Origin of the sequence: Caloranaerobacter ferrireducens, from assembly GCF_001730685.1 — a bacterium.
Lineage (GTDB): Bacteria > Bacillota > Clostridia > Tissierellales > Thermohalobacteraceae > Caloranaerobacter > Caloranaerobacter ferrireducens.
Genome location: NZ_MDJR01000003.1, coordinates 129226 through 156146, shown reverse-complemented (window position 1 = coordinate 156146; position 26921 = coordinate 129226). Strand labels below are relative to the sequence as shown.

The window sequence follows — 26921 nt, the reverse complement described above, 5'->3', positions numbered from 1 at the left end:
AGTCTTTTGAAAAACAATATATAAATATCTTATGCATATTCTTGAGAGGTGTTACAAAATACTATTTTTTCTTAATTAAATCTATAATCATTTTAAAAATTCTATCAGTAGCATCTATCTTAGCTAATTTCCTACTTTGCTGAGCCATAGATTCTAATTTGTTTTTATCATTTAGTAATTCATTTATCTTTTCATTTAATATTTCTCCATTAAGGTCTTTTTCTAAAATCATAACACTCGCACCTTGTTTTTCTAAAGCTCTCGCATTGAATTCTTGATGATTCTCTGCTGTATAACTCTTTGGTATTAATATACTTGGAACCCCTATAGCAGTAATTTCTGCAATAGTTATTGCACCAGCACTAGTTATAACAAGGTCTGAAGAAGCTAAAACATTAGGCATATCATATAAATATGGCACTACTTTAATATTTTCTTCCAAACTTTCAATAGAACCTACTTTTTTATTTAAACTCTTAATAAAGTCTTCATAAAATCTCTTTCCTGTTACATGAATGATTTGCATTCTTCCCCCTATATTCTTCTGGATAACTTCAAGCATTGCTTCATTTAATTTTTTCTGTCCACCACTTCCTCCAAAAGAAAGAATAAGAGGACTAATCTTTTCAGTTGACTTAACTTTATTCTTATTAATTTTCAAAAAGTCATCTCTAACTGGATTTCCAGTTATAGTTACTTTGTTTGGGTTATGGAAATATTTTACAGATTCTTCAAAGCTTCCAGCAACTTTATCAACAAATCTAGAAAGAATCCTATTAGTTACTCCTGGATATGCATTTTGTTCGTGAATTAACGTCGGTATTTTTTTTAAAGCTGAAATAAATACTATAGGACCACAAACATATCCACCAGTTCCTATAACTACATCAGGTTGAAACTCATTTATTATTTTTCTCGCATCATTAAGTCCCTTTAGTAAAGTCTTTATTGAATCTAAAGTATCTAAAGATAATTTTCTTTTAAAGCCTTTTACACGTATCGCCTTGAAATCAAATCCTTCTCTAGGCACTAGTTCTGCTTCTAAGCCTTTCTCAGTTCCAACATATAAAATGGTAGCATTTTGAATCTCTTTCTTTATTTTATTAGCAATTGCTAAAGCAGGATAGATATGTCCTCCAGTTCCTCCACCAGTAATCAAAAATTTCATATTTTCAACTCCTATCTAAATCTGTATATCTTGAAATATTAAGTAGTATACCAATTGCTGACATAAATACTAAAAGCGATGTACCACCAAAACTAACAAATGGTAAAGGTATCCCAGTAGGAGGTATAGAAGAAGTAACAACTGCTATATGTATCATCGACTGAACAGTTATTAGAGCTACTATGCCTGAAGCTAATAAACAACCAAATAAATCTCTTGCATTTACAGCTATTCTAATTCCTCTCCATATTAAAATTAAAAATAATATTATCACAGTTACACATCCAACAAAACCAAGTTCCTCACCAATTATTGCAAATATAAAATCATTATATGGTTCAGGTATGTAAAAGAATTTTTGTCTACTTTTTCCTAAACCTAAACCAAATATTCCTCCCGAACCTAAAGCATACAATGATTGAACTAATTGCCAACCAACTGTATCTTTATATTTAAAAGGATCTAGAAATGCTAAAATCCTTTTTCTTCTAAACTCCTCCTTTAAAATAGCTCCTACTACTCCCCCTAGTCCAAGTAACACAAAAAATGTTAAATGTAAAAATCTCATTCCTGCAATAAACAACATAATCATAAGTGTTAATCCTAAAGTAGCACTAGTACTTAAATCTTTTTGAATAATTATCAATCCACAAGCAATTCCTATAATAATAAGAGATGGCATTACTCCTTTGAAGAAAGATTTTATCTTATCTTTTTTTCTAGCCAAATATGAAGCTAAATATATTATTGAACCTAATTTTATAGCTTCTGAAGGCTGAAAAGTTGTAAATCCTAAATTTATCCATCTTCTTGCACCATGAAATTCAGTGCCCAGTGGAGTAAAAATCAATAGCCCTAAAATTATACTTATCAAGAAGATTAATTTAGATAATTTCTGTAATCTCCAATAATCAAAATTCATAAAAAATATCATAGCAAATAGTCCAAGTACACTAAAAAACATCTGCTTTTTCAAAAAGAAGTATCCGTCTTTCATTTTATAATATGCTTCTGGATAACTAGAACTAAAAACCATGATTATACCAATAAAAACTAAAAGGATAGTTACAATCATCAAAGTAAAATCACAGGCTCTCTTTTTTATCATTATTAAGCCCCCTCAAATTATTGACTGCTCTCTTAAAATCATTACCCCTTTCTTCAAAATTCTTATACATATCCCAGCTAGCACAAGCAGGTGAAAGCAGTACATTATCACCACTTTTAGCTAATTCATAACTTTTCTCGACTGCCTTCTCCATATTTTCTACTATATGTATATTCCTAAAGCCCAATTTTATTGCAGCATCTTTTATTTTTATAGCTGTCTCTCCAAGTACTATTAACTCTTTCACCTTATTATTAAAACTATTTATAAATTCATCAAATTCATTCCCTTTATCTAAACCACCAGCTATAAGAATTATTGGACTTTCTATAGCTTCAATAGCCTTTATTGCAGCATCTGGATTGGTAGCTTTTGAATCATTATAAAAACTAACACCATTAATTTCGTCAACAAACTCAAGCCTGTGCTCTACCCCTTCAAATTTTCTTAAAGTATCGGCAATTACTTCTAACTCTATTCCCATTACCCAGCCTACACTAACCGCAGCAAGTGCATTCTCCAGATTATGCTTGCCAGGTATCTTTATTTCATCACATGAAATAACAGGCATTGTTTTCTTTCCATCATTTACTACTATCTTATTATCTTTTACATATACACCTTTTTCTAGTTCATGCCATTGGCTAAAAAATATAATATTTGAGCAAACCTCATTTGATATTTCTCTTAAAAGTTTATCGTCATAGTTTAGAATAGTATAATCATCTTTATCCTGATTTGCAAAAATTTTCTTTTTTGCATTTATATAATTCTCAAATGAGCCATGCCATTTCAAATGGTCAGGAGTTATATTAATAATCACACTAGCTTTAGGTTTAAAATATTTTGTACTCTCTAATTGGAAACTACTAACTTCCACTACAAAAATATCATTTTCCTCAGAGTTTACTAATTCCCATAATATTCCTACTCCAACATTCCCTGTTACATGACATACCTCGTTAGCATTCTTAAAAACTTCTCCTATTAAGGTCGTGGTAGTTGTTTTACCATTAGTACCCGTAATAGCAATAAATTGATTAGATGAAATTCTATATGCTAACTCAATATCTGTAATAACTTCAATACCTTTTTCAACAGCTTTATTAATTGTAGGTAAATTCAAAGGTATTCCAGGACTTTTTATTATTAAATCAATATTATCCAAATCAACATCATTAGTGCCTAAAATATATTTAACTTTGATATCTCTTAATTCATCGATATATTGCTTTAATTCATCCTCTTTCTTCTTATCACTAATTATAATATTAGCATTTAGCTTATTTAATGCTTTTGCTGTTGAAATGCCACTAATACCTAATCCTAAAATTAAAATATTTTTATGTTTAAGTTCCAATTGCATCACCTACTTTAACTAAATAATTTTATATTATACCAGCAATTCCTATTAAACACAAAATTACTGTTGTAATCCAAAACACAACTACTACTTTTGTCTCTTTCCATCCCTTTAATTCAAAATGATGATGTAAAGGACTCATCTTAAATACTCTTTTACCTGTTAGTTTAAATGAAGCTACTTGTATGATAACTGATAACGCTTCAACGAAATAAATACCACCTACTATAGGTAATATAAGTGGTAAATTCATAAGTACTGCGATAGTAGAAACAGCTCCTCCTAATGCTAAAGAACCTGTATCACCCATAAAAACCTTTGCTGGATGTGCATTATATCTTAAAAAACCTAAACATGCTCCTGCCAAAGCAGCAGAAAATATAGCTACGCTATTAAAACCTAAAGTCACCGAAGCAATACCAAAGAATGCTAAAACTATTAATGTTACTCCAGTAGCTAATCCATCTAAACCATCTGTTAAATTAACACTATTTACAGTACCTACAACTACAAAAGCAATAAACGGTACATAAAACATCCCCAAGTCTAAAGTTTTATCTAAAAAAGGTATTAAAACTTTAGTCCCTAAAATCGAAGTATTTGACTGATAAATAGCTAAAATTACTGCAAATAGTATCTGACCTATTAGCTTTTGATAAGCTCTTAATCCAAGTGATCTTTTTAATACTACCTTTATAAAATCATCTATAAAACCAATTAAACCAAAACCTAAAGTAGCCACTAAAAGTATAATCATATCTCTATTTACTAATCCTGATGACAGAGTAGTAATAATCAAAGCAATTAACATTATAATTCCACCCATTGTAGGTGTACCTTGTTTTTTAAGATGTGTTTTTGGTCCTTCACCTCTAACATTTTGTCCAACCTTTAATCTTTTTAAAATAGGTATTAATATCGGACCTAAAATCAAAGTAATTACAAATGAAATAATAATAACCTTAATTATTACTTTATAATCCATCATTTGTCTACTCCTCTCTTCAGCATATGTTCAATCCATTATTTTATTCTTATTCACCAAGTAATTCTAATACAATTTTCTTCTCGTCAAATGGCAACACTTCATTGCCAATAATCTGATATGTTTCATGTCCTTTGCCAGCTAATAAAATAACATCATCTTTCCTTGCTATTTCTAAAGCATAACGTATCGCTTCTCTCCTATCCTCAATAACTACATATTCACACTCTTCATTTTTAATACCTTTCAAAATATCATTAATTATCTCTATTGGATTTTCAGTTCTTGGATTATCATTCGTAATAATACAGATATCACAATAATGAGAAGCTATTTCTCCCATTTTAGGTCTTTTCACTTTATCTCTATCTCCACCACAACCAAATACAATTATTTTTCTTCCTTTTGCAAACTGATCAATTGTGCTTAATACCTTTTTAAAACCATCAGGAGTATGTGCATAATCTATTATAACTGAAAAATCTGTATTAGTTGGTACCACTTCAAATCTTCCGTCTACACCTTTTACTGCTTCGAGTCCTTTTTTAATATCTTCTAACTTTATGTTATATGCAATACCACAAGATGCAGCTGCCAAAGCGTTATAAACGCTAAATTTGCCAGGAATATTTAACCTTATATCAATACTTCCACTAGGTGTTATTAAATTAAACTTAACACCACTTGCATAAAACTCTATATTATGAGCTGTTATATCAGCCTTACTTTCTATTCCATATGTTAAAATTGGTGTTTCAAGTTTTTGTATAATATCTTTAATTTTTCTCCCGTATTCATCATCTATATTTATAATATTATAATCCCTAGTTTTATAAAACAATTTAACCTTTGCTGCCATATAGCTTTGTAAATCCTTATGAAAATCTAAGTGTTCAGGCGTTAGATTAGTAAAAATACCTACATTAAAGTCACAGTACTCAACTCTTTTTAATTCAAGAGAATGTGATGAAACCTCCATTACACAACTCTCTATATTTTCTTCCACCATTAAGCTGAAAAATTCTTGTAAATCTAAAGATTCAGGCGTAGTATTCTTTGCCTTAACAACTTTGCCATTTATCACATTTCCTATCGTCCCTATTACCCCTACGTTTTTACCTGCTTTTTCCATAATAGATTTTATTAAATAAGTTGTTGTTGTTTTACCATTAGTACCAGTAATTCCTATCAACTCTAATTTTTTTGAGGGATTTTTATAAAAATTCGATGAAATCCTAGCCAAAGAACATCTTGTATCTTTAACTAATATTTTAACAACATTCTCAGAGATATTTATATCTTTTTGTAATATTACTGCTTTTGCACCATTACTAATTGCTTGACTTACATAATTATGACCATCTGTTTTATAACCTTCTATAGCTACAAATACACAATCATTTACAGCCTTTCTTGAATCATATACTATCTTAGAAATTTCTATATCTAAATCTCCACTATACTTTTCAATTTCTAATCCCTTAATTAAATCTGTCAATTTCATTTTCTGCACCTCACTACTATATTGTCACCTTGTTACTTATTGATAATATCATATTTAAATATTGTTAGTCTACTTAAAAGGCAACTTTCAAACAAAGCCAGCATTGTTTGAAGTTGCCTTTTACTATCTATTAATTTACTTTATCAAACTCAACTTCTACCAAAGAATTAAACTCTACCATAGTACCTGCTGCGGGATACTGACTTTTTGCAACACCATTTCCCTTAAACTTAAATCTTAAATTTAGATTGTTAAGAAGCTCTGTAACTTCCTCCATTGTTTTACCTTTAAGATTTGGTACAACAATTTTACTATCCTCTTTTCTTCTAGAATATACATACAAATCTATCATTGAACCTTTCTTTACCTTTGTACCTGGTAATGGGAATTGGTCTATTACTAATGCATTTTTCTGAATATCTAAAGTTTCTGTATTATAGTCAAGACCAAACTTCTTTAGTTTATTTGCAGCTTCTTTTATAGTTAAATTTCTTACTTCAGGTACTGTCACTATTTTTTTGTTATTATCTTTCTGCTCGTCCTCTGTAAATTGTGGTTCTACATCTAAGTAATTTAAAATATCCTTAACTACTTGACCAGCTACTGGTGCAGCAATTCTACCACCATAATATTCACCATTACTAGGTTCATCAATAACAACTAATACTGTAATCTTAGGATCATTTACAGGTGCAATAGCGACAAAAGATGCTATGTATTTGCCCTCAGCGTATCTACCATTTATTACTTTTTGAGCTGTACCTGTCTTTCCTCCTATTCTATAACCAGGGACATAAGCTTTTTTACCAGTACCTGATGAAACAACAGTTTCTAATATACTTAGTAAAGTTTTAGAAGTATCTTTTGATATCACTTTTCTCTTTACTACTGGTTTGAATTCATGAACTACATTACCTTTACTATCAACTAATTCTTTAACAATTCTAGGTTTCATCAAATTTCCACCATTTGCAACTGCAGATATAGCAGTGATTAACTGAATCGGCGTAACAGCAATTCCCTGTCCATACGAAATAGTAGCCAAGTTAACTTCTTTCATATATTCAGGACCTCTCGGAATAATTCCAGATTGTTCTCCAGTTAACTCTATACCAGTCTTTTCTCCAAACCCAAAAGCTTTTATATATTTATACATTCTTTCTTTACCAAGCCTTTGACCAACAGCTACAAAAACCTCATTACATGAATTTTGAACTCCTTCCACAAAAGTTTCACTACCGTGCGGGTTATACCATCGCCAACACTTTAATCTAGCTCCTTTAACACTAGTTATAAAACCATCACAGTAGAATTGGCTCTCAGGTGTAACAACATTTTCCTCTAACCCTGCAGCAGCAGTTATTATCTTAAACGTAGAACCTGGTTCATAAACATCATTTATAGGAAAGTTTCGCCACATATCATACCATTTTTTTATCAACTCTTTTTGAGATAATCCTTCCCACTGTTTTTTTGTATCTTCATCTAGAGGTTCTCTAGGATTATTCGGGTCATAGTCTGGTTTAGAAGCCATAGCTAATATATCACCTGTTTTAGGTTCCATAATTATTATTGATACTCTTTTGGCCTTATTTTTTACTAAAGCTTCTAAAGCAGCTTTTTCAGCAAAATGTTGAATAGTCTCATCTATTGTAAGAACAACACTTAAACCATCTTTAGGTTCATATAACTTTTCATTTGCATATGGTAATTGTCTTCCCACAGCATCTGCTGTTTTTATCCATCTTCCTGGTGTTCCTGTTAAGTATTTATTATATGTCTTTTCAATACCATACAAACCAACATTGTCAATATCAGTAAAACCAAGAATATATGCTGCAAAATTACCATACGGATAATATCTTTTGTTATCATCTACAATCTCTATTCCACTTAGCTTTTTACTTCTCAAAATATCTGCTTCATCTTTAGATATCCACATCTTTATCTTAACAACACTTTGTCTACTAGTAATCTTTTTATAAACATTATCTTCATCTAAATTGAGTACTTCTGCTAATATTTCTGCAGTTTCTTTAGGATTTTTTATATCTGCTGGTCTACACCATACTGTATCAGCACTAACACTTATCGCTAGCTTTTTCCCTTTTCTATCAAATATTACTCCTCTTTTGGCTTTAACTGGTATATCTCTAGTCCATTGTTCTAGAGCTAACTTCTTCAGTTCTTCACCCTTAACTATCTGCAAGTACCCTAGTCTTATCGTTAGTGATAATGAAGCAATAGATACTAATAACAACATTGCAATAAGTCTTTTTTTTGTAGAAATAGTGGGTGATGACACAATTTTTCCCCCTTATATTACTGAAAATATCCAAACATTTTATTAACAACATTTCTAAAGGCATTAAGGAATATATAGTTATTATTCCCTTTATCTTCAGCTACATCAATTTCATTATCAAATAAATCATCAACAGTTACATATACTGTTTGGTCACTTGTAGGATATTTTAATCCTAGTCTTTGCTCTGCTTCTTTTTCTATCCATTTAGATTCTTTTATTTTTTCTAACTCTATAAGTAAGTATTGTTTTTGATTGCTTAACTTTTCTATTTCTTTATCAAGCATAGTTATATCGTATCTCATTTTAGTAATATGAGCATATCTTAATAAAACAACTAGAGCTACAGCCAAAATCAAAAAAGAAAACATAATCATTTTGATTTTCATTAAAACTAATTTTTTCGATTTTCTTTTTTCTCTCTCGTTAATTATTTTTATTCTATTTTCATTTTTTACAAAGCTATTTTCTTTTTTTGCTACTAACAAATTTATTCACCCCTTTTTCAGTTTAGAACACTAAACTTTCTCTGCTATTCTTAGTTTAGCGCTCCTAGCTCTAGGGTTTCCTGAAAGCTCTTCACTAGAAGGCAAAATAGGTTTCTTTGTTATTATCTTTAACTCTCTCTTTTTATCACACATGCATACAGGTAATTCTGGTGGACAAATACAATCTAAGCTTAGTTCCTTAAAAGTTTCTTTAACAATTCTATCTTCTAATGAATGAAATGTTATTATACAAATTCTTCCACCTTTATTTAAAACCTTAACTATATCTTTAATGGTCTGTTTCAAAATACCTAGTTCATTATTTACTTCAATTCTTATTGCTTGAAAAGTCCTCTTAGCCGGATGAGGACCATCTTTTCTTGCTCCTTTTGGAATGGCTTTCTTAATAATTTCTACTAACTGTCCAGTAGTATCTATAGAATTATTTTTTCTATATTCAACTATAAATTTTGCTATTCTACTAGCCCATCTTTCTTCACCATATTCTCTTATTATTTTTGAAAGTTTATCTTCAGAATATTTATTTACAACATCCCATGCATTAAAATCTTTAGTTCTGTCCATTCTCATATCTAAGAAAGCATCTTTTTTATATGAAAATCCTCTTTCTGCTACATCTAATTGATGCGAAGATACACCTAAATCTAGCAGTATACCATCTATTGCATTAATATTCAATCTACTAAGTATATTGCTAATATTACTAAAATTATCATGTACTAAAGTAACTTTATCAATATATTGTTTTAATTCTTCTTCTGCTTTACGTATAGCATTTATATCTTGATCAATTCCAATTAAACGTCCATTTTTTAGTCTCTTTACTATTTCCTTTGAATGTCCAGCTCCTCCTATAGTACCATCAACATAAATTCCATTTTCACAAATATTAAGTCCCTCTATAACCTCATTTAATAAAACTGAGACATGTTTAAAGTCCAATTTAGTCACCTCTTTACTATTCTTTTTCTTTTGTAGATAGAAAATCTTCTAAGAATTAGTATTAGTTTTGAAAAAATTAATATTTACTAAATACCTAATTCAGCCATTTTTTCAGCAATATTTTCATAGCTTAAATCTTCATCTTCGTTATATAAAATCCACTCTTCTTTACTCCAAATTTCAACTCTATTTGAAACGCCTATTATTACAGCGTCTTTTACAAGCTTACAATGTTGCCTTAAATTGCTAGGTATTAAAATTCTACCTTGTTTGTCTAATTCACACTCTGTTGCTCCTGCAAAGAAAAACCTTACAAAAGCTCTTGCATCCTTTCTAGTTAGTGGTAGTGATTTTAGTTTTTCTTCTAACACCTTCCACTCACTTTTTGGGTACACAAAAAGACAGTTATCTAATCCTTTAGTTAAAATAAAGGAATCTCCTAAGTCCTCTCTGAACTTAGCTGGTATTATTAATCTGCCTTTTTTGTCAATTGAATGTTGATATTCTCCAATAAACATACATTACACCCCATTATTAGGAACAAGCCCCCACTTCCTACCACTTTAAACCACATTTATATCTTCTATAATATTTTTTGAATTCCTGCTATCAAATTGAAATTTTTTTGAAAATATGCTAGTACATAGGACCTATTTAAAATAGCAATCTTGTTAACAAAGTAAAATATATATGAAAATAACGCTCATGCGAAAGAATTTAGAAAAAACTAAAAGCTCAAATTTTTAGAAAATCCTAACGCACCTAATCAAGACATCCTGTCTTGTAGGATACTGACTTAACATCCTGTTAAGCATACGGATTTTCTTCAAAATTTTCACCTAGTTTTTTAACTAAATTCTTTCAAGCATTCGCTTTTATAATCCATAAGGAAATTATAAACCTTATTAGAGTCTGGGTAATTTAAAATATAATTTTCGTAATGGATTTCAACAAAATTTTCCTTGATTTATTCAAATCGAAGATTTTGTTCTTTTCATAAATATTTAAAAGGATAAGTTTGTCAACAGTCTGATCTATTTAAATAGGCTTATTTTGTTATTTTTAAAACAATAAAAAAGCGGCTAAAAGCCGCATTATTATCCTTAAACTATCTACTTTTTATTGATTATAGTTTAACTATCTAATTAAATAAACGTGGTTTAAAGTGGTAGGAGCGCTAATAAACTAATTATTTTTCAAACTTTCTTCTTTATTTAAATAGAAAAGAGCTATCAGTTTATCTAATTTGACACTTAATTCATATATAATTTCATAATTTTGGTCTTCATTTATTGATTTATTAAGCTTGTCCCTTAGATAAGCAATCTGCTCTTTTAAAGTCATAATATCAACTCCTACCATAAGAAAAATATTAGGTAATGTCATTTTATTACATCCTTCGTCCAAATGTCAATGCAAATTTATCCAAAATTACAAAGAAATTTTAAATTAGACATCAATTATCTACTTCTATCATCTTTTTGCGCTTATTTTCTATATTTTTTAGAATAATTTCCAATTTTTTTACATTTTACACTGAAATTCCTTTTCTTCTTTTATAAAATAAAATGATTGAACTTGCTATAATTACAATACTTATCAATTGTGCTACTCTGAAAGGTCCTAACATTAAGCTATCAATTCGTAATCCTTCTATAAAGAACCTAGCAAATGAATATAAAATTAAATATAACAAAAATACTTCTCCTTTTACTTTTGCTTTATTTTTTCTATACCATAGTAAAAACAAAAATACTGAAAAATCCCATATTGATTCATATAAAAAAGTAGGATGAACTTTTTGTCCATTAACAATGATTCCCCATGGCAAATCAGTAGGAGTTCCATAAGCTTCTTGGTTAATAAAATTTCCCCATCTTCCAATAGCTTGACCTAGAATAATACTTGGAGCAACTATATCCGCTATTTCCCAAAAACTTATCTTTCTAACTTTACAATAGACTAAAGCAACTATAACAGATACAATTATAGCTCCATGAATAGCTAAACCTCCACCCCTAATATTTATTATCTTTAAAATATCTCCTTTATAATACTGCCAATTAAAAATCACATAATACATTCTTGCACCAATCACAGCCAAAGGGATAGCAAAAATAAGCAAATCTATAAGTTTTTCTTCATCAAAACCAATCCTTCTACATTCTTTAACCGCTATTACTGTACCTAGTAACATACCTAAAGATATTAAAATCCCATACCATCTAACAGATATCCCAAAAATCTCAAAAGCAACAGGATTCATACAATCACTCCTCAAATAAAATTGAAGCTACTAGAAATCTAGTAGCTAACATATATTTCTATTATATTTTTCTAAATCTAATTAGTCAATCAATAAATTATCATGGATTTACTATTGAAATTACAAAATTATCCTCTCTAAAATGTTTATCTAATCTTTTCTGCAAATCTTCTAAACTTATACTTGCAAGTATATCCATATACTTAAACAAAGATGTATTTTTAAAATAATAAGATGTAAAAGAATTAGCAATAAATTCTATCGAATCAAAATCCATAATATGATAACCTAAAAATTTCTTTCTAATTCTTGTATAATCATTTTCGTTTAAACCGTTTATTTTAATTTTTTCTAAGTGTTTAAGTATAATTTCCAGAACTTCTTTAGGTTTAACTGATTCTCCGCCTATTATAGAATGTCCATAATCCTTATACCCAACATACTGGCTTCCAAAAGTATTATTTATTAAACCATTTTCATATAATTTTTGATATAACTCAGAGCTTCTACCAAACAATAAGTCTAGCAATATATTAGTTTCAATTTCTTTTTTTAATAGCATATCGCCGTCATACCCTAAATCTATATCTTTAAATCCAATATTAAACAGTGGAGATGAAACTTGCAAACTCTCTTCTAAAATACTTTCCTTAATATTTTTAGGCTCTTCTGGATAGAACCTTTTTATATTCAAATCTCCTTTTGACTTACTGTTCTTTAAAGTATTTTCTACAACTTCTAAGGCTTTTTCAAAATCAAAGTCTCCTACCATAACAAGTAACATATTCTCTAAACTGTAAAACGTATTATAACATTTATATAAAAACTCCTTATTAATTTTCTTTATACTTTCAACTGTTCCTGCAATATCAACCTTAACTGGATGATAGTGATACATCCCTTTTAAACAATTAAAAAATACCTTCCAATTAGGTGAATCATCATACATTCTAATTTCTTGCTCAATAATCCCTTTCTCTTTTTCGACATTTTCATCTGTAAAATATGGGTTCTGTACAAATTCCACTAAAATCTCAAGGTTTTCATAAAATTTATCAGTACATGTAAATAAATATGATGTTTGATTAAAATTAGTAAATGCATTTACATATGAACCTAACTCTGAAAACTTTGTAAATATATTACCTGTAGGTTCTTCAAATAATTTATGCTCAAGAAAATGAGCTATTCCTTCAGGTACCTCTATCACTTCAGATTCTCCAACAGGAACAAATTTATTGTCATTTGAACCATACTTAGTTGAGAACATTGCATATTTCTCTATATAACCTTTTTTAGGTATATGAAAAACACTTAAACCGATATCTAATTTTGCAAAATTAAGCTTCTCATTTAATTTATCATGTGTAAATACTTCCGTTTTCAAAAGTATTCCTCCCTACTTTTCCCTTTTAGTTAAAAAATATATTGTATCTAAACTTAATTTCTTAGCAGCTTCTACTATTTCATCTTTAGACACATTTTGCAATCTTTCGATTATTTCATCAATACTTCTATCATCATTTGCAAGTATATTACTTAAGTAATAATCAGAAAGAGAAAAATTATTATCTTTCACAGATTTTATCGAAGTTATTAAAGATTTTTTTGCCTGCTTAATTTCAGTCTCTGAAAATTTACCTAATTTCATATCTTCTACTTGTTCTTTTATTATATCTAATGCCTTCTGATAATTGGCAAATTCTATTCCTGAAGATATTATAAGCAATGATTTATACTTTAATACTCTTGAATAAATGTAATAAGCTAAACTTTCTTTTTCTCTCACATTTATAAACAATTTTGAATTAGGACCACCACCAAGTATATTACTCATAATTAATAAAGGCTCATATAACTTGTCTTCATACGGTATATTAGTTCTAAACCCTAATGCTAACTTTCCTTGATTAACATCCATCTCTTCACGAACCAAATTCTTAGTATGAACCTCTTTTATTACACTTTCTCTCTGTATGTTAATAACTTTATCCCTTTTTATCTCAAAATTTTCTATAAAAGTTTTAGTAACTACATCAATATCTATATCTCCTACAACACATACCTCTATAGGACTTGATCTCAAAACTGTTAAATAATGCTTATATAGTGTCTGGCTGTCTATATCCTTTAAATCTTCTACATAACCATGTTTATAAAGACTATACTTCTCATTTTTACACATTTCTTCAATACATCTATCTACTGAATAAGTTTTCTTATCATTTATTCTACTTTCAATCTTCTTCTTCAAATTTTCTTTTTCTTGATTTACATATTCATTTAAGAAACTTCCATTTTCTAATAAAGGATTATTAATTATTTCATTTAAAATTTTAATCATTTCTTCAATTAAATTATTAACTAAAACATATTTATCATTTGGACCTTCTAATGTAAATCTAATTACTTGCCTTTCCCCCTTCTTTGTAACATCTATGCTTAAATTTGCGCCAAATAAATCTTCTAATTTTTTCTGTATATCTGTAAAAGTTTTATAATTTTTTGTACCCCTTTTTAAAACCATTGGTAATAATGCATTTTTAGTTACTTCACTACGCAACAAAGGTCTAACAATATAGACACTGATTAAATTTGATTTAAATTTATCTGTAGTAATTAGATTCAAATTTACTCCTTCATCAATTTTCTTTCTTATGTTTTTTAGTGACAATATGCAAACCTCCCATCTATTATTAGTTCCAAACTTTCATATCTGCTAATCTAATCCTATTTCTTATTTCTTTAATAATATTTTCATCATTACAAAAACCATCTATAACTTTAATCTTAATACCTTCTGGAAAATCTATTTTCCTTTTTATTTTATTAGCTATAATATTGTTATCTATATTCGTAGTTGTAGGTTTTAAATATACACAAAGTACTTCACCGACTCCATATTCTAGCACTTCTTTAACCGCTTGAACATAATCTGGTTTTAACTTATCAAACCATGCTATTTTTATTTTAGTTTCATCAAGCCCTAATTCTTCAACTAGATACGTTTTTACCTTTTTAGAAAACATTATTTGTTGTTTTATAGATTTAATCAAATTACTTTTATTAGACTCTCCCTGACCTATTAATACTATTCCCGTATCTTTTATTTTTTTTGCATCTATATTATTTGAAATTTTGCTTATATATGATATAGCTAAATATTCACTATTCCAGAAAGGCTCAGTCCATCTAATTTGCACATTGTAATTATATAATCTAAGTTTTTCAATTCTCTTTTTTAATCCAGTAAATTCACTCCCTTCTGAAACAATTATAGGTACTATTATTATCTTATAATACCCTTTAGCAACTGAATCAAAAATTTTTTCTTCTATATATTCTGTATCTTTCAAATAAGCAATATTTACATAATATTCTTCTGGAAGCTCTTCTTTTAATTTTTCAACTAATTTTTGTACATTTCTCTTATAATCACTCTTTCCTATCAAATGATAATTTTTCTTAATGTTGTATAATTGATAAGGCATACTCATTTTGCTTAAAAAACTTTCGTTTAGCAAAATATTAGTTATAGCTTTTGAAGGTTTATATACAGGGCTTTCACCTTCAACAACTAATAACACAGCTTTATCCTCATTTCGTCGATAAGTTTTCAAACTGTTAATTTTCATATCATATCTCTGAGTAAATAAAAATGCTATAGATAAGGTATAAGTTATTAAAACTATACTAATAAGTAAAAATATGTTCTTTTTAGATCTAAAAATTCTCCTCTGTTCTAATATATTAATAAAACCAATAAATGAAAGAAGCAAAAAGATATTTTCTAAAGTATTATCATATACAAAAAACAATACACTAAAAAAAATAAACATAATAATGTAAAATAATAATTTATTTAAACTATTAATACCTGACATAACGTCACCTACTTTATTCAGAATTTATTTGCAAATTTCATTGTTTAACTGTTAATAGCCTATAGCCAATTAATAACTAATTGCTATTAGCTACAAATAATAGAAGGCTTTTTTATAAATTTATGTATATTTACGTCTTGTTTAGAACTAAGCCTTTTAAATGCAAGGCAGATCAAATTAAAGTCAACAAAATATGTTTTGCCAATTAAAATAATTTTGTGGTTAAATAATTCTTTAAGATAAAATTTAGTGAAAATTACAAACTTATAAAACGATAATAATTTACAGGTTTGCATATTTTTTGTATAATGAAATTGTCACATTTTAAAGAAGGTGATTATGTGGAACCAGCTAGGAGCAAAAAAATAATAATCTGGCTAGAAATTTTTTTGATTGTTACAGCCTTAATTATTATTAGTAAAAATTATTTATTTCCAAATAAACATTCTAATGTATTAAGTAATTTAATATTGAAAAATTGCGAGGATAAACAATTTGATAAATTAATAATAATAAAAAAATCTGGTTATCATAAATTTTCAGTAAGAAAAGATAATGACATAAAAAAAATAGATAAAATAATTGCTTATTTTGATAATTTTAAACTTTCAAATTGTAATGAAAGAATTTTTGATAATAACAATGATACTTCTTATAGTATTCGGCTTGAAAACAGTAAAACTTATGAAAGTTTAACCATTAGAATATTAAATAGTGAGTTTTTAACAATTTCTCTTGAAACCATTGTAAAAGAAAAGAAAAAGCCAAACCTTACAATTTATAAAACCATTCATAATTATAATAAATATAAACCTGATAAGAATATAGATCTAAAATACATTGATACTATATTTAACTCTTTAGCCTATGAAATAAAATAGAAATTACAGAAATTATGTTTAAAATTATCCACAATTCAATAAGGTTTATAACGACTCTGGCATGTAAACATGCCAGACAAAGTTTCAATAAAATCAACATCATTTTTAAAAAATATAAGATTTTATTATAATTTCCTATGGATTATAAAAAATTTAAAATCCGGTCAATTGACCGGATTATTACATACTAGGTGTTATTCTACGTATAATCTCTTTCACTTCATCTGCAAACTCACTCATACCTCTACCTCTATTTATTTCCTGAGCAATATCATCTATTCTTTCAAATAAATCAGGATCAGCAGTTACAGTTACATTTTTAATATTTTTATCTATTTGCTTTACCCTTGCTACTATTTGTTTTTTCAAATCTGTAACAACTTTCCCTTCTAAATCTTCCTCAATATCGACTCCTACCAATGCAGTATTGCCAGTTATTACTACAGTTGCATCATCTACACCTGGCAAGTCTACAATACTATCTGCAATTTTCTCTGCTCTTGTAGATAAAGACTTATCTGATTTTTCTTTAACATCTTCTAAATCTTTTCTTTCGATTTCGTTATCTATTATATTTCTTTCTCCTTGTTTAGGTCTTGGTAAATTGGGTTTCTCAGCTCCTCTACAACCATACGTAAATACTGTTATAATCATAGTAAATATAAATAACATGATTAATAATTTATTTCTTCTTATCATTTTATCACCTCCTAAATATAGGATTTACATATACAAAAATTTTAAACAAAAAAGAAAAAAATCTTCGATTTCTAAACTTGCACATAAAGTCTGAATATTAAATAATTAAATTCTTTTGAAACTTTAAACGGCAGAAAACCTAACCCTCAAAGAGGTAAGATTTTCTGCCGTTCTGCCGCAATCGTTATATAATCGCTCTTAATTATAAGATGATTATATAATACTAATATGATACTCTTTCTCCAGTAATCATATATATAATTCTTTCACAAATATTAGTAGTATGATCTGCTACTCTTTCAAGATATCTACCTATTAACAATAAATTTATTGTTTGAGGCATATTTTTCTTGTTTTTAGTTAAAAGCTCTAACAGTTCAATATAAATATCTTTATAGATATTATCTACGATTTCATCCATTTGAGCTACTTCTTTAGCCAACTTTAGATCTTCTTTAATATAACTGTTTAAACTGTTCTTTACCATTTTCTTCACTATATCAGCCATTTTGGGAATATCTATTAGTGGTTTTATAAACTTTTCTTTGCCTATTTTTATTACAACTTCAGCAATATTTACTGCGTGGTCACCAATTCTTTCTAGATCCGTTATAATTTTTAAAATTGTACTTATTTTTCTCAAATCTCTTGCAATAGGCTGTTGAAGAGCTATTAAATCTAAACATTTTTCTTCTATTTGCACTTCTAAAACATCAATTTTATCATCAATTTCTATAACCTTTTTTGCTTTCTCAACATCTTGTTCTATTAGAGATTGAATCGCTATATCTATTGCTTCTTCTACCATAGTCCCCATTTTTAAGAGAGAGTCATGTAATTCTTTTAATTGTAGGTCAAAATGTTTTCTCATAATCCCACTCCTTAACCAAATCTACCTGTAATATAGTCTTCCGTTCTTTTATCCTCAGGCTTTGTAAATATCTTCTTAGTACTACCATATTCAATAAGCTCACCCATTAAGAAAAATGCAGTATTATCTGATATTCTGCCAGCCTGTTGCATAGAATGTGTTACTATAACTATAGTATACTCCTTTTTAAGATCCTCTATCAACTCTTCTATTCTTAAAGTAGCTACAGGGTCTAATGCAGAAGTAGGTTCATCCATCAAAAGTACATCAGGTTCCATAGCTAAAGCTCTTGCAATACACAGTCTCTGTTGCTGACCACCTGATAAAGACCAAGCCGAACTATTCAATCTATCTTTTACTTCATCCCAAAGTGCTGCACCTTTTAAACTCTTCTCTACTATCTCATCCAGTTTTGATTTACTCTTTATTCCGTGTCTTTTTGGTCCGAACACTATATTCTCATAAATTGATTTAGGAAAAGGATTTGGTTTTTGAAAAACCATACCTATTTTTCTTCTTAATTCTACAACATCCACATCAGGAGCATATACATCCTTTCCTTCATATATTATTTCCCCATCGTGTCTAGTACCTTCAATTAAATCGTTCATTCTGTTTATCGTTCTTAAAAAGGTAGATTTCCCACAACCTGAAGGTCCTATTAAGGCTGTTACCTTATTTTCTTCTATATCTAAATTTATATTCTTTAACGCATGAAAATTTCCATAATAGAAGTTCAAATTTTTTACTTGAATTTTTTTATTCATTATAACCCTCCTTAAATTACCTTGACATCCTATTTTGGTACCTGTTACGCAAATATATAGCCAATGAATTTATACCTAATAACAATACTAGTAATACTATAATAGCTGCTGCTGCTATATGATGAAAATCGGCTTTTGGCTTTGAAGTCCAGCTATATATTTGCATTGGTAATGTAGTAAATGAATCAAATATCCCTTCAGGAGTATAAGCTATAAAAGTTACTGCTCCTACCATAAGTAATGGTGCAGTCTCACCTAATGCTCTTGCAATTGCCAAAATAGTACCTGTTAAAATCCCAGGCATAGCATAAGGCAATAATACGCCAGTAATCATCTGCCACTTAGTACATCCTAGAGCATATGCCCCATGTTTAAGTTCTTTCGGTACGCTTTTTATTGCTTCTTGAGCTGAAACTATAATTACAGGTAATATCAATAACGCTAATGTTAATGCACCTGATAGAATACTTCTACCAAAACCTAAAGTGTTTACAAAAATACCTAATCCAAGTATGCCGAAAACTATAGAAGGTACTCCTGCTAGATTCGATATATTTACTTGAATTAAATTAGTTAACCAGTTCTTTGGTAGATATTCTTCTAGATATAAAGCTGAACCTACTCCTATTGGAAAAGCAAATAGAGCAGTCAATACAATAATCCACAAACTCCCAAATAATGGAGCTTTAATGCCTGATTTCTTCGGAAATCTAGAAGCGAAATTTCTAAAAAAATCTATATTTATCCATTTTAATCCATCACTTAATATTTCTTTTAATAGAATTACTAAAACAACTAAACCAAATAAAGTTGCTAACAATACAAGCATGTGGAAAATTTTATCCTGCAACTTTCTTTTCTGAAGATTAGTCATTAATACTCCTCCCTGTATTTCTTAATGATAATTTTAGATACTATGTTCATTAATAGCGTTATTATGAAAAGTAACATTCCAACAGCAAATATTGTTTTATACATCACACTACCATGAACTATATCACCAGAAGCTACCTGTACTATAAAAGCTGTCATTGTCTGTATACTCTCTAATGGATTTAAAGTTAATTTAGGAGTTGAACCAGCAGCTAGTGTTACAATCATAGTTTCTCCGATAGCTCTCGATATAGCCAAAACAAATGAAGCAATTATACTAGATAACGCTGCAGGAATAACTACCTTAGTTGCTACTTCAAACCTAGTACATCCTAATGCATAAGCACCTTCACGTAATGAGTTGGGTACTGCATTCATCGCATCTTCACTTAATGATGAAACCATAGGAATTATCATTATACCAACTGCTATACTTGCACTTAAAGCATTAAAAATATTAGCTTCTGGAAAAATATTCCTTATTGCTGGTGTTATAAAAGTTAACGCAAAATAACCATAAACTATTGTTGGAATACCAGCAAGTATCTCTAGTACTGGTTTAAGTATTTTCCTAGTTTTCTTTGAAGCATATTCACTTAGATAAATAGCACTTCCTAAACCAATAGGTATTGAAATTATGCTTGAAAAGAAAGCTATCATCAATGTCCCATCTACTAAAGGTAAAACCCCATATTTAGGTGGACTAAATAAAGCTGTCCATTCTGTACCAGTTAGGAATTCAATTATAGATACTTCACGAAAAAACTGAACAGTCTCATAAGACAATACCCATACTATACCAATAGTAGTTACAATAGAAACCATAACAAAAGCAAATAAAACCTTTGATATAACTGTTTCCATCATATATATCTTTTTTAACGGATTACTTTTTTTATTGCTACTAGTAATTTTACTCATAAATAAACCCCCAGTCTTTTGCTAAATCACATAATAATTATAATTTAAGTGTTTAATACTTTAGTTTATTTTCTGTTAACCTAATGTTAAGTGTTTGTTAAATAATATATATTGTACAAATAAAAAGAGGGCATCATAAAATGCCCTTATTTTTAAAAGTATTATCTAATTTACTGTCCTGACAATAATTCTTCTAATTGTTTGTCATAAGCTTCTTGTTTTAATGGAACATAACCTGTTTCTGGAACAATATCTCTTGCATTTTTTAAATAGAACTTAACAAATTCTCTAACTTGTTCTTTGTTATTAAATGAATCCTGTGATACATATATGAATAACGGTCTTGAAAGTGGTGTATATTCGCCGTTTTCAATTGTTTCTGTAGTAGGTTCTACGCCATTTATAGGTACAACCTTTAACACGTCCTTATTTTCAACATAGTAAGCATATCCAAAATAACCTAGTGCATACTTATCTCCTGCTATGCCTTGGACTAATACATTGTCATCCTCTGAAGCTGTAAAATCTGTTCTAACCTTTCCACTTTCTCCAATAATTTCTTCTGTAAAATAATCAAAAGTACCCGAGTCAGTTCCTGGACCATAAAGTCTTATTTCCTTATCTGGCCATTCAGGTCTTATATCTTTCCATGTTTTCACTGTGCTGTTTGGTTCCCAGATTTTCTTTAACTCTTCAACTGTTAGATTATCAACCCAATCATTTTGCGGATTAACTAATACTGAAATTCCATCATATGCAACCTTAACTTGCTTATATTTAATACCATTTTCTTCTGCCAATTTCGCTTCTTTATCTTTTATAGGTCTTGATGCATCACTTATATCCGTTTCTCCCTTTGTAAATCTTTTAAATCCTCCACCTGTTCCCGATACTCCAATTGTTATTTTAACATCTCTATACATCTTCTGAAATTCTTCAGCCATAGCTTCAGTTATAGGGAAAACTGTACTAGAACCATCTATTTCTATCTTTCCAGATAATTTATCTGTATTAGCTTTTGCCTGATCATTTGTTCCTTGATTTTGTGATTTACTACCGCAACCTACAAATGTAAAAATAACCATTAATAAACTTAAAGTTAGAGCTAAAACTTTTTTAGTTTTTCTGCTTAACATATCAGTGCTCCTTTCCGTTTTTTTCTACGTTTTTTACTACGTCTTAATTATAGCTAAATAATTTTCTGCTTATGTTGATATGAAGTTAAATTAATGTTAAAGAATTGTTAATTAATAAACATCACTTACTTAATTATTTCAAAACAATCATCGATCACTTCTTGTTTAGCTCTAGGAAGTCTAGCATGAAGCTCTTTTACAATTTCATCATTTATTCTCCCATCTTTTTGACCTAATACTTTAGCACAAACCATTCTACTAGCCATTGACTCTCTATTGTTATCTACAAAAGAAATAATTGAACTTATTTGTACATCTCTATCCATACTTTTTCCTCCTTCTAGTTGATGTATTCTTAAAGTTATTGTATAATTTAGTCTGTTAAAATTAGTTATATTTTATTACTATCAATTGAAAGGAAGATATTAATGAAATTAGGAATAGTAGGTTTACCGAACGTGGGAAAAAGTACTCTTTTTAATGCAATTACAGCTGCTGGAGCAGAATCAGCTAATTATCCTTTCTGCACAATAGAACCAAATGTTGGTGTAGTTGCTGTACCTGACGAAAGACTTGAAAAATTAGCAGAAATGATAAATCCTAAAAAAGTAACTCCAACTGCAATTGAATTTTATGACATCGCAGGACTTGTTAAAGGTGCAAGCAAAGGCGAAGGTTTAGGAAACAAATTTCTATCTCACATAAGAGAAGTAGCTGCTATTGTTCATGTAGTAAGATGTTTTGAAGATGAAAATATTACTCATGTTGAAGGAAATATAGATCCTATACGTGATATTGAAATTATTAATTTAGAACTTATTCTTTCCGACCTTGAATTAATTAATAAGAGAATAGCTAAAACAGAAAAATTATTAAAAGGTGATAAATCCTATCAAAAAGAACTTGATATTTTAATCAGAATTCGTGAAGTTCTAGAAGAAGGAAAATCCGTAAGAGTTCTTGACTTCGATGAAGAAGAAGAAAAATTTGTTAAAGGATTAAATTTGCTATCATACAAACCTGTATTATATGCAGCTAATATTTCAGAAGATGATATCACATCAGAAGAAGATAATAAATATGTTAAAAAAGTTAAAGAATACGCAAAGAAGGAAAATTCTGAAGTAGTCACTATATGTGGAAAAATCGAAGCAGAGATTTCAGAACTAGATGATGAAGAAAAGAAAGAATTCTTACAAGAACTTGGATTAAAAGAATCTGGCTTAGATAAACTTATTAAAGCAAGTTATAAACTTTTAGGCTTAATTTCTTTCTTAACAGCTGGAGAAAAAGAAGTTAGAGCTTGGACTATTAAAAGAGGAACTAAAGCTCCACAAGCAGCAGGAAAAATACATTCTGACATGGAAAGAGGCTTTATCAGAGCAGAAGTTATAAGTTATGATGATTTGATAAGCGTAGGTGGATATAGCCAAGCTAGAGAAAAAGGATTGATAAGATTAGAAGGTAAGGACTATGTAATGCAAGATGGAGATGTAGTAGTATTTAGATTTAATGTATAATAGGTGCAAATGGGCAGAATCTAAAAACATGATTCTGCCTTTTTATGATCCATAGGAAATTATTAAACCTTATTAAATTGTGAATAATTAAATATAATTTCTGTTTACGGATATAGGCAAAATCTTCCTTAATTTATTCAAGTTGAAGATTTTGTTTTATTCAAATAACCACTATAATATCTTTTCAAATTCAATTTCATGCAGTATTGGTATATTATCAAAGCCATACAATGGTATTTCGGGCTTTATTTTTCTTGACTTAACTACTGCATTTAAATGAAGTGCTTTCATGTTAAATCCTCTCTTTTGATAAAATCTTATCGCTTTAGTATTATCATTTGTTGTAATTAACCATACTCGTCTACAATTGTTCTTTTTTGCTTTATCTACTACTAAGTTAATTAATTTACTTCCTATACCCAAATTTTCTTGTTTGCTATCTAAAGAAACAATTTCACATTCATCATTAACTATATTATAGGTAATAAGTCCTATAATATCATTTTCTCTCATTACCAGATATCCTGGTAATTTATCAATAAAATGTTTTTTACCTCTGGAAACTATAATTGGTGAACCCCAATTTTCTGCAATAAAATCGCATACCTTTTTTCGTATTTTTTCATCTATTTCTCTAAATTCAAACATTATTTTTCCCCCTATTTTTAATTTAAATTGTTTAGAGGATAGAAAAAAGTATTTAAGAATTTTACTTATTTAATATTTTATACGGATTATATTGCATATCTGGACCTTTCCATCTGAATTTATCTACTGTCGATTTTCCAATCTGAATAGCCTCAGTTGGGCATTGATGGACACATCTCATACATAAGTAACATTTATCCAAAAATTCAACTCTGCCATCACTTATTTTTATGTTCTTTGCTGGACAAATTTCTTTGCATAGTCCACATTTTGTGCATCTATCATCAACCCAAAATTTACCTTTCATCTTTTTTTCAACATGATTAAAAAATAATCTCATAAAAACATCTAAAATTAATCCACTTATTTTAAGTCTCGGTATTACTGCATTTCTTTCTTGTGATCCATCTGATAAATTATTACTATTAACAATATCAAAAATCTTGTTTATTGATTCTTTAATTTTTCTAGATTCAGAATAATTTTTTGATAATACTTTTTTAACAAATTTTGAATCTTTCTTCATGAAAGCCAACCCATCTGATCCTGGCATTTTAAATTCTTCACAACCTAATGGAACAAAACCTTTTTTTATAAATCTTTTAGATGTTTTCCTCGAAGAATTACCTCCATATAACCCCATCGTAGAAAATAAAATAACACCTCGAGTCTTTGGAAGTGAAAGATTATTTATATAACTCTGCAAAAATAATGGTATATCAAAAGCATAAACAGGAAAACCGAATATAAGAATATCATATTTTTCTACATCACCTGGAGAAAAAGTTTCTACTGATTCTAATTCAACCTCAAAACCATTTACTTTAAATTTCTCGTATATTAAATTCGCAATAAAATATGTATTACCTGTAGCACTAAAATATAGTATTAATACTTTCAAACTTCACTCCCCCCAGATTATTGTTGTTTTAACCATTTATCTATAAATTTGTAGCACTTTTCTCTTTTATCTTTTCTAAAAATATGTACTCCAGCATTATAATAATCATATTCTAAACACTCTTTGCATCCCATTTCTTCATATTTTTTTATTGCTTTATTAAAATACTCTTTTTTATCTACATCAGATGATAATTCAATAAAAGGTCTAGGTGCTAATCCTTCCAGTATATCTTCAATATCACCCCATTCTAATATATCAGGAATGGCTGCAATACTACCAAATCCTTGTAGTGCTCTTAAACCTTCATCTGGATAAAAATCCTTTTTTATAGAAGCTATTCCTGAAGAAGAGCATCCTACTTTAACTCTTTCATCAATATACATTAAATAAACTGCAAGTAACCCCCCTGCTGAATGACCTATAACTCCAATCCTTTCACTATCTACCTCAGGCATTCCTGTTAAAATATCTATTGCTATCATAAGCTCAGTCAATTCTACCCCCATTTGAGTCTTGCCTCGTGTTAAACAATAGTTTGCTTTATATCCCTTATACAAATCTTCTGATAAATCTATTTCTCTTTCTTTTCCATTGTAATCTATCTTGATTACTAATTTTATATGTTCAAACATGTCAGCATATTTTGAATTGGCTAAGCTTCTACTTTCAAATCCAAATCTATCAGGACAAATTACAACATATCCTCTCAAACAGAGCTCTAATCCATATGCTAATTCTTTGTCTCCCCCTAATCCAGCAACTTCGCTTTTTCCAAACTCATAAGGTCTTCTTTCACCATCTTGATGTATTGCTAGTATACCAGGAAATACACCTTCTTTGTTTGGAATTAAAATATATGCTTCAATATATTCACCATATACTTTATACTTAACTTTTCTTATGATATAAGTTTCATACTTCTTTTCTTCTAGTACTTCATATTCAGTATATCTTCTCTCTTTTGGGATTTTTAAAATTTTCATTAACTCTCTTTTTCTGCTATCCATATAATCCCCCTTTAAATACTGAATTTTTGAATTACAAATTATATTACACAGCACATTCACTATCAAATTGTAAATATGCATAATCAATCTATTAATAATACCAGAGTATATTAACAAAATATTAAATAAAATTGTCTAACGCCTTAACCTTTTCTTTAAAACTTCTCTTTCCTCCATCTAAATATATATTCTTATATAACCAATTGCCCCATTCTTTATATTTATTTGAATATTTATCATAAATTAGTCTCAATCTTACTCTACTTTTTCTTATACCTATTCTTCTCGCCGAAAAAAGTAATATCAGCATATCCCGCATATATCTTCCCTGAATGCTTCACTCCACTAGGAATATAATATCTATCTCCTTTTACATACGTTTTTCTTTCTCCATCTATATCTAATTCAATTTTACCTTCTAAAACTATTCTCCACTGGCTTCCATGTGAATGCTCTGGTAATTCAACATCTTCACTAAACTTCATAAATAATATCTGATAACTGTCTCCTTGAAATAAATATGCTTTAACACCTTTTATAGGAATATCTGCTTCTGGTAAATTCAAAATTTCTTTTGGAAATACATCAAACATTACTCTTCCTCCTTCTTACTTGTCAACTGTAAAATTTGAAATTAACTTAATTCCCAACCCCAATAAT

The 26921-nt window shown here is 28.8% G+C and carries 28 protein-coding genes; 2 read left to right on the top strand and 26 right to left on the bottom strand.

Annotation, left to right across the window (positions count from 1 at the left end; genetic code table 11):
• Positions 1-61: 61 nt before the first annotated feature.
• The 14 genes from murG to BFN48_RS06795 all read right to left on the bottom strand — a co-directional run bounded on the left by murG (position 62) and on the right by BFN48_RS06795 (position 16034).
• Positions 62-1168: an undecaprenyldiphospho-muramoylpentapeptide beta-N-acetylglucosaminyltransferase gene (murG, locus tag BFN48_RS06860; protein WP_069650162.1), complete on the bottom strand. Its 1107-nt coding sequence runs from the start codon at positions 1166-1168 to the stop codon at positions 62-64.
• 4 nt (positions 1169-1172) lie between these two features.
• Positions 1173-2276: a stage V sporulation protein E gene (spoVE, locus tag BFN48_RS06855; RefSeq protein ID WP_069650161.1), complete on the bottom strand. Its 1104-nt coding sequence runs from the start codon at positions 2274-2276 to the stop codon at positions 1173-1175.
• Positions 2254-3636, bottom strand: coding sequence for a UDP-N-acetylmuramoyl-L-alanine--D-glutamate ligase (gene murD, locus BFN48_RS06850; protein WP_069650160.1), 1383 nt, complete (start codon positions 3634-3636; stop codon positions 2254-2256). Before murD ends, spoVE begins: the two co-directional genes overlap by 23 nt.
• A 28-nt stretch (positions 3637-3664) precedes the next feature.
• Positions 3665-4627, bottom strand: a complete 963-nt coding sequence (mraY, locus tag BFN48_RS06845) for a phospho-N-acetylmuramoyl-pentapeptide-transferase (protein WP_069650159.1) — start codon at positions 4625-4627, stop codon at positions 3665-3667.
• A 46-nt stretch (positions 4628-4673) separates the two neighbouring features.
• Entirely contained in the window at positions 4674-6128 is a 1455-nt protein-coding gene (locus tag BFN48_RS06840) for a UDP-N-acetylmuramoyl-L-alanyl-D-glutamate--2,6-diaminopimelate ligase (RefSeq protein WP_069650158.1), read from the bottom strand.
• Positions 6129-6258: 130 nt separating this feature from the next.
• Positions 6259-8433, bottom strand: a complete 2175-nt coding sequence (locus BFN48_RS06835) for a stage V sporulation protein D (protein WP_069650157.1) — start codon at positions 8431-8433, stop codon at positions 6259-6261.
• A gap of 17 nt (positions 8434-8450) precedes the next feature.
• On the bottom strand, positions 8451-8921 hold the full coding sequence (locus BFN48_RS06830; protein ID WP_069650156.1) for an FtsB/FtsL family cell division protein: 471 nt from the start codon (positions 8919-8921) through the stop codon (positions 8451-8453).
• Positions 8922-8951: 30 nt separating this feature from the next.
• Complete coding sequence (gene rsmH / locus BFN48_RS06825; protein WP_069650155.1) at positions 8952-9884, bottom strand: 16S rRNA (cytosine(1402)-N(4))-methyltransferase RsmH; 933 nt, start codon at positions 9882-9884, stop codon at positions 8952-8954.
• 86 nt (positions 9885-9970) lie between these two features.
• On the bottom strand, positions 9971-10402 hold the full coding sequence (mraZ, locus tag BFN48_RS06820; protein WP_069650154.1) for a division/cell wall cluster transcriptional repressor MraZ: 432 nt from the start codon (positions 10400-10402) through the stop codon (positions 9971-9973).
• Positions 10403-11069: 667 nt separating this feature from the next.
• The gene (locus tag BFN48_RS06815) at positions 11070-11270 is read right to left on the bottom strand and encodes a Spo0E family sporulation regulatory protein-aspartic acid phosphatase (protein WP_069650153.1); all 201 of its coding nucleotides are present in this window, start codon (positions 11268-11270) and stop codon (positions 11070-11072) included.
• 145 nt (positions 11271-11415) lie between these two features.
• The gene (gene lgt / locus BFN48_RS06810; RefSeq protein WP_069650152.1) at positions 11416-12150 is read right to left on the bottom strand and encodes a prolipoprotein diacylglyceryl transferase; all 735 of its coding nucleotides are present in this window, start codon (positions 12148-12150) and stop codon (positions 11416-11418) included.
• Positions 12151-12250: 100 nt separating this feature from the next.
• Positions 12251-13537 (bottom strand): EF-P 5-aminopentanol modification-associated protein YfmH, encoded by a 1287-nt coding sequence (gene yfmH, locus BFN48_RS06805; RefSeq protein WP_069650151.1) that lies wholly within the window; start codon positions 13535-13537, stop codon positions 12251-12253.
• A gap of 12 nt (positions 13538-13549) precedes the next feature.
• The gene (gene yfmF / locus BFN48_RS06800) at positions 13550-14824 is read right to left on the bottom strand and encodes an EF-P 5-aminopentanol modification-associated protein YfmF (protein WP_069650150.1); all 1275 of its coding nucleotides are present in this window, start codon (positions 14822-14824) and stop codon (positions 13550-13552) included.
• Positions 14825-14846: 22 nt separating this feature from the next.
• Complete coding sequence (locus BFN48_RS06795; RefSeq protein ID WP_069650149.1) at positions 14847-16034, bottom strand: CbiX/SirB N-terminal domain-containing protein; 1188 nt, start codon at positions 16032-16034, stop codon at positions 14847-14849.
• Between the two features lie 341 nt (positions 16035-16375).
• On the opposite strand from BFN48_RS06795, the gene BFN48_RS06790 reads away from it, so the two are divergent.
• On the top strand, positions 16376-16915 hold the full coding sequence (locus tag BFN48_RS06790; protein WP_069650148.1) for a hypothetical protein: 540 nt from the start codon (positions 16376-16378) through the stop codon (positions 16913-16915).
• 180 nt (positions 16916-17095) lie between these two features.
• Here the strand turns inward: BFN48_RS06790 and BFN48_RS06785 are convergent, their stop codons facing one another.
• The 7 genes from BFN48_RS06785 to BFN48_RS06755 form a co-directional block, all read right to left on the bottom strand.
• Positions 17096-17614, bottom strand: coding sequence for a YhcN/YlaJ family sporulation lipoprotein (locus tag BFN48_RS06785; RefSeq protein ID WP_069650147.1), 519 nt, complete (start codon positions 17612-17614; stop codon positions 17096-17098).
• Positions 17615-17837: 223 nt separating this feature from the next.
• Positions 17838-18485 (bottom strand): phosphate signaling complex protein PhoU, encoded by a 648-nt coding sequence (gene phoU, locus BFN48_RS06780; RefSeq protein ID WP_207644708.1) that lies wholly within the window; start codon positions 18483-18485, stop codon positions 17838-17840.
• Positions 18486-18496: 11 nt separating this feature from the next.
• Positions 18497-19252, bottom strand: a complete 756-nt coding sequence (gene pstB / locus BFN48_RS06775; protein ID WP_069650145.1) for a phosphate ABC transporter ATP-binding protein PstB — start codon at positions 19250-19252, stop codon at positions 18497-18499.
• A 16-nt stretch (positions 19253-19268) separates the two neighbouring features.
• A complete protein-coding gene (pstA, locus tag BFN48_RS06770) occupies positions 19269-20126 on the bottom strand; it encodes a phosphate ABC transporter permease PstA (protein ID WP_069650144.1) in 858 nt (285 codons plus the stop codon).
• Positions 20126-21046 (bottom strand): phosphate ABC transporter permease subunit PstC, encoded by a 921-nt coding sequence (pstC, locus tag BFN48_RS06765; protein ID WP_069650143.1) that lies wholly within the window; start codon positions 21044-21046, stop codon positions 20126-20128. The genes pstA and pstC overlap by 1 nt, the downstream gene beginning before the upstream one ends.
• A gap of 170 nt (positions 21047-21216) precedes the next feature.
• Positions 21217-22182: a PstS family phosphate ABC transporter substrate-binding protein gene (locus BFN48_RS06760; protein ID WP_069650142.1), complete on the bottom strand. Its 966-nt coding sequence runs from the start codon at positions 22180-22182 to the stop codon at positions 21217-21219.
• Positions 22183-22307: 125 nt separating this feature from the next.
• The gene (locus BFN48_RS06755; RefSeq protein ID WP_069650141.1) at positions 22308-22508 is read right to left on the bottom strand and encodes a hypothetical protein; all 201 of its coding nucleotides are present in this window, start codon (positions 22506-22508) and stop codon (positions 22308-22310) included.
• A gap of 102 nt (positions 22509-22610) precedes the next feature.
• On the opposite strand from BFN48_RS06755, the gene ychF reads away from it, so the two are divergent.
• A complete protein-coding gene (ychF, locus tag BFN48_RS06750; RefSeq protein WP_069650140.1) occupies positions 22611-23702 on the top strand; it encodes a redox-regulated ATPase YchF in 1092 nt (363 codons plus the stop codon).
• A 171-nt stretch (positions 23703-23873) separates the two neighbouring features.
• Here the strand turns inward: ychF and BFN48_RS06745 are convergent, their stop codons facing one another.
• From BFN48_RS06745 to BFN48_RS06730, 5 genes are all read right to left on the bottom strand, one after another.
• Entirely contained in the window at positions 23874-24350 is a 477-nt protein-coding gene (locus BFN48_RS06745; protein ID WP_069650139.1) for a GNAT family N-acetyltransferase, read from the bottom strand.
• Between the two features lie 61 nt (positions 24351-24411).
• Complete coding sequence (locus tag BFN48_RS06740; RefSeq protein WP_069650138.1) at positions 24412-25251, bottom strand: EFR1 family ferrodoxin; 840 nt, start codon at positions 25249-25251, stop codon at positions 24412-24414.
• Between the two features lie 17 nt (positions 25252-25268).
• Positions 25269-26261: an alpha/beta hydrolase family protein gene (locus BFN48_RS06735; RefSeq protein ID WP_069650137.1), complete on the bottom strand. Its 993-nt coding sequence runs from the start codon at positions 26259-26261 to the stop codon at positions 25269-25271.
• A 121-nt stretch (positions 26262-26382) separates the two neighbouring features.
• On the bottom strand, positions 26383-26514 hold the full coding sequence (locus tag BFN48_RS12790; protein ID WP_278287312.1) for a hypothetical protein: 132 nt from the start codon (positions 26512-26514) through the stop codon (positions 26383-26385).
• Positions 26515-26521: 7 nt separating this feature from the next.
• Positions 26522-26854: a cupin domain-containing protein gene (locus BFN48_RS06730; protein ID WP_069650136.1), complete on the bottom strand. Its 333-nt coding sequence runs from the start codon at positions 26852-26854 to the stop codon at positions 26522-26524.
• Between the last annotated feature and the right edge of the window lie 67 nt (positions 26855-26921).

Coding starts and splice junctions, on each gene's coding strand:
- BFN48_RS06755 (WP_069650141.1), bottom strand. CDS start 22,508: ATGGATAGAGATGTACAAATAAGTTCAATTATTTCTTTTGTAGATAAC.
- BFN48_RS06730 (WP_069650136.1), bottom strand. CDS start 26,854: ATGTTTGATGTATTTCCAAAAGAAATTTTGAATTTACCAGAAGCAGAT.
- spoVE (WP_069650161.1), bottom strand. CDS start 2,276: ATGATAAAAAAGAGAGCCTGTGATTTTACTTTGATGATTGTAACTATC.
- mraY (WP_069650159.1), bottom strand. CDS start 4,627: ATGATGGATTATAAAGTAATAATTAAGGTTATTATTATTTCATTTGTA.
- lgt (WP_069650152.1), bottom strand. CDS start 12,150: ATGAATCCTGTTGCTTTTGAGATTTTTGGGATATCTGTTAGATGGTAT.
- murG (WP_069650162.1), bottom strand. CDS start 1,168: ATGAAATTTTTGATTACTGGTGGAGGAACTGGAGGACATATCTATCCT.
- pstC (WP_069650143.1), bottom strand. CDS start 21,046: ATGAGTAAAATTACTAGTAGCAATAAAAAAAGTAATCCGTTAAAAAAG.
- BFN48_RS06745 (WP_069650139.1), bottom strand. CDS start 24,350: ATGTTTGAATTTAGAGAAATAGATGAAAAAATACGAAAAAAGGTATGC.
- BFN48_RS06760 (WP_069650142.1), bottom strand. CDS start 22,182: ATGTTAAGCAGAAAAACTAAAAAAGTTTTAGCTCTAACTTTAAGTTTA.
- BFN48_RS06795 (WP_069650149.1), bottom strand. CDS start 16,034: ATGTCAGGTATTAATAGTTTAAATAAATTATTATTTTACATTATTATG.
- mraZ (WP_069650154.1), bottom strand. CDS start 10,402: ATGTTTATTGGAGAATATCAACATTCAATTGACAAAAAAGGCAGATTA.
- BFN48_RS06735 (WP_069650137.1), bottom strand. CDS start 26,261: ATGGATAGCAGAAAAAGAGAGTTAATGAAAATTTTAAAAATCCCAAAA.
- pstA (WP_069650144.1), bottom strand. CDS start 20,126: ATGACTAATCTTCAGAAAAGAAAGTTGCAGGATAAAATTTTCCACATG.
- pstB (WP_069650145.1), bottom strand. CDS start 19,252: ATGAATAAAAAAATTCAAGTAAAAAATTTGAACTTCTATTATGGAAAT.
- BFN48_RS06815 (WP_069650153.1), bottom strand. CDS start 11,270: ATGACATTACCTAATATTTTTCTTATGGTAGGAGTTGATATTATGACT.
- BFN48_RS06785 (WP_069650147.1), bottom strand. CDS start 17,614: ATGATAAGAAGAAATAAATTATTAATCATGTTATTTATATTTACTATG.
- phoU (WP_207644708.1), bottom strand. CDS start 18,485: ATGAGAAAACATTTTGACCTACAATTAAAAGAATTACATGACTCTCTC.
- ychF (WP_069650140.1), top strand. CDS start 22,611: ATGAAATTAGGAATAGTAGGTTTACCGAACGTGGGAAAAAGTACTCTT.
- BFN48_RS06840 (WP_069650158.1), bottom strand. CDS start 6,128: ATGAAATTGACAGATTTAATTAAGGGATTAGAAATTGAAAAGTATAGT.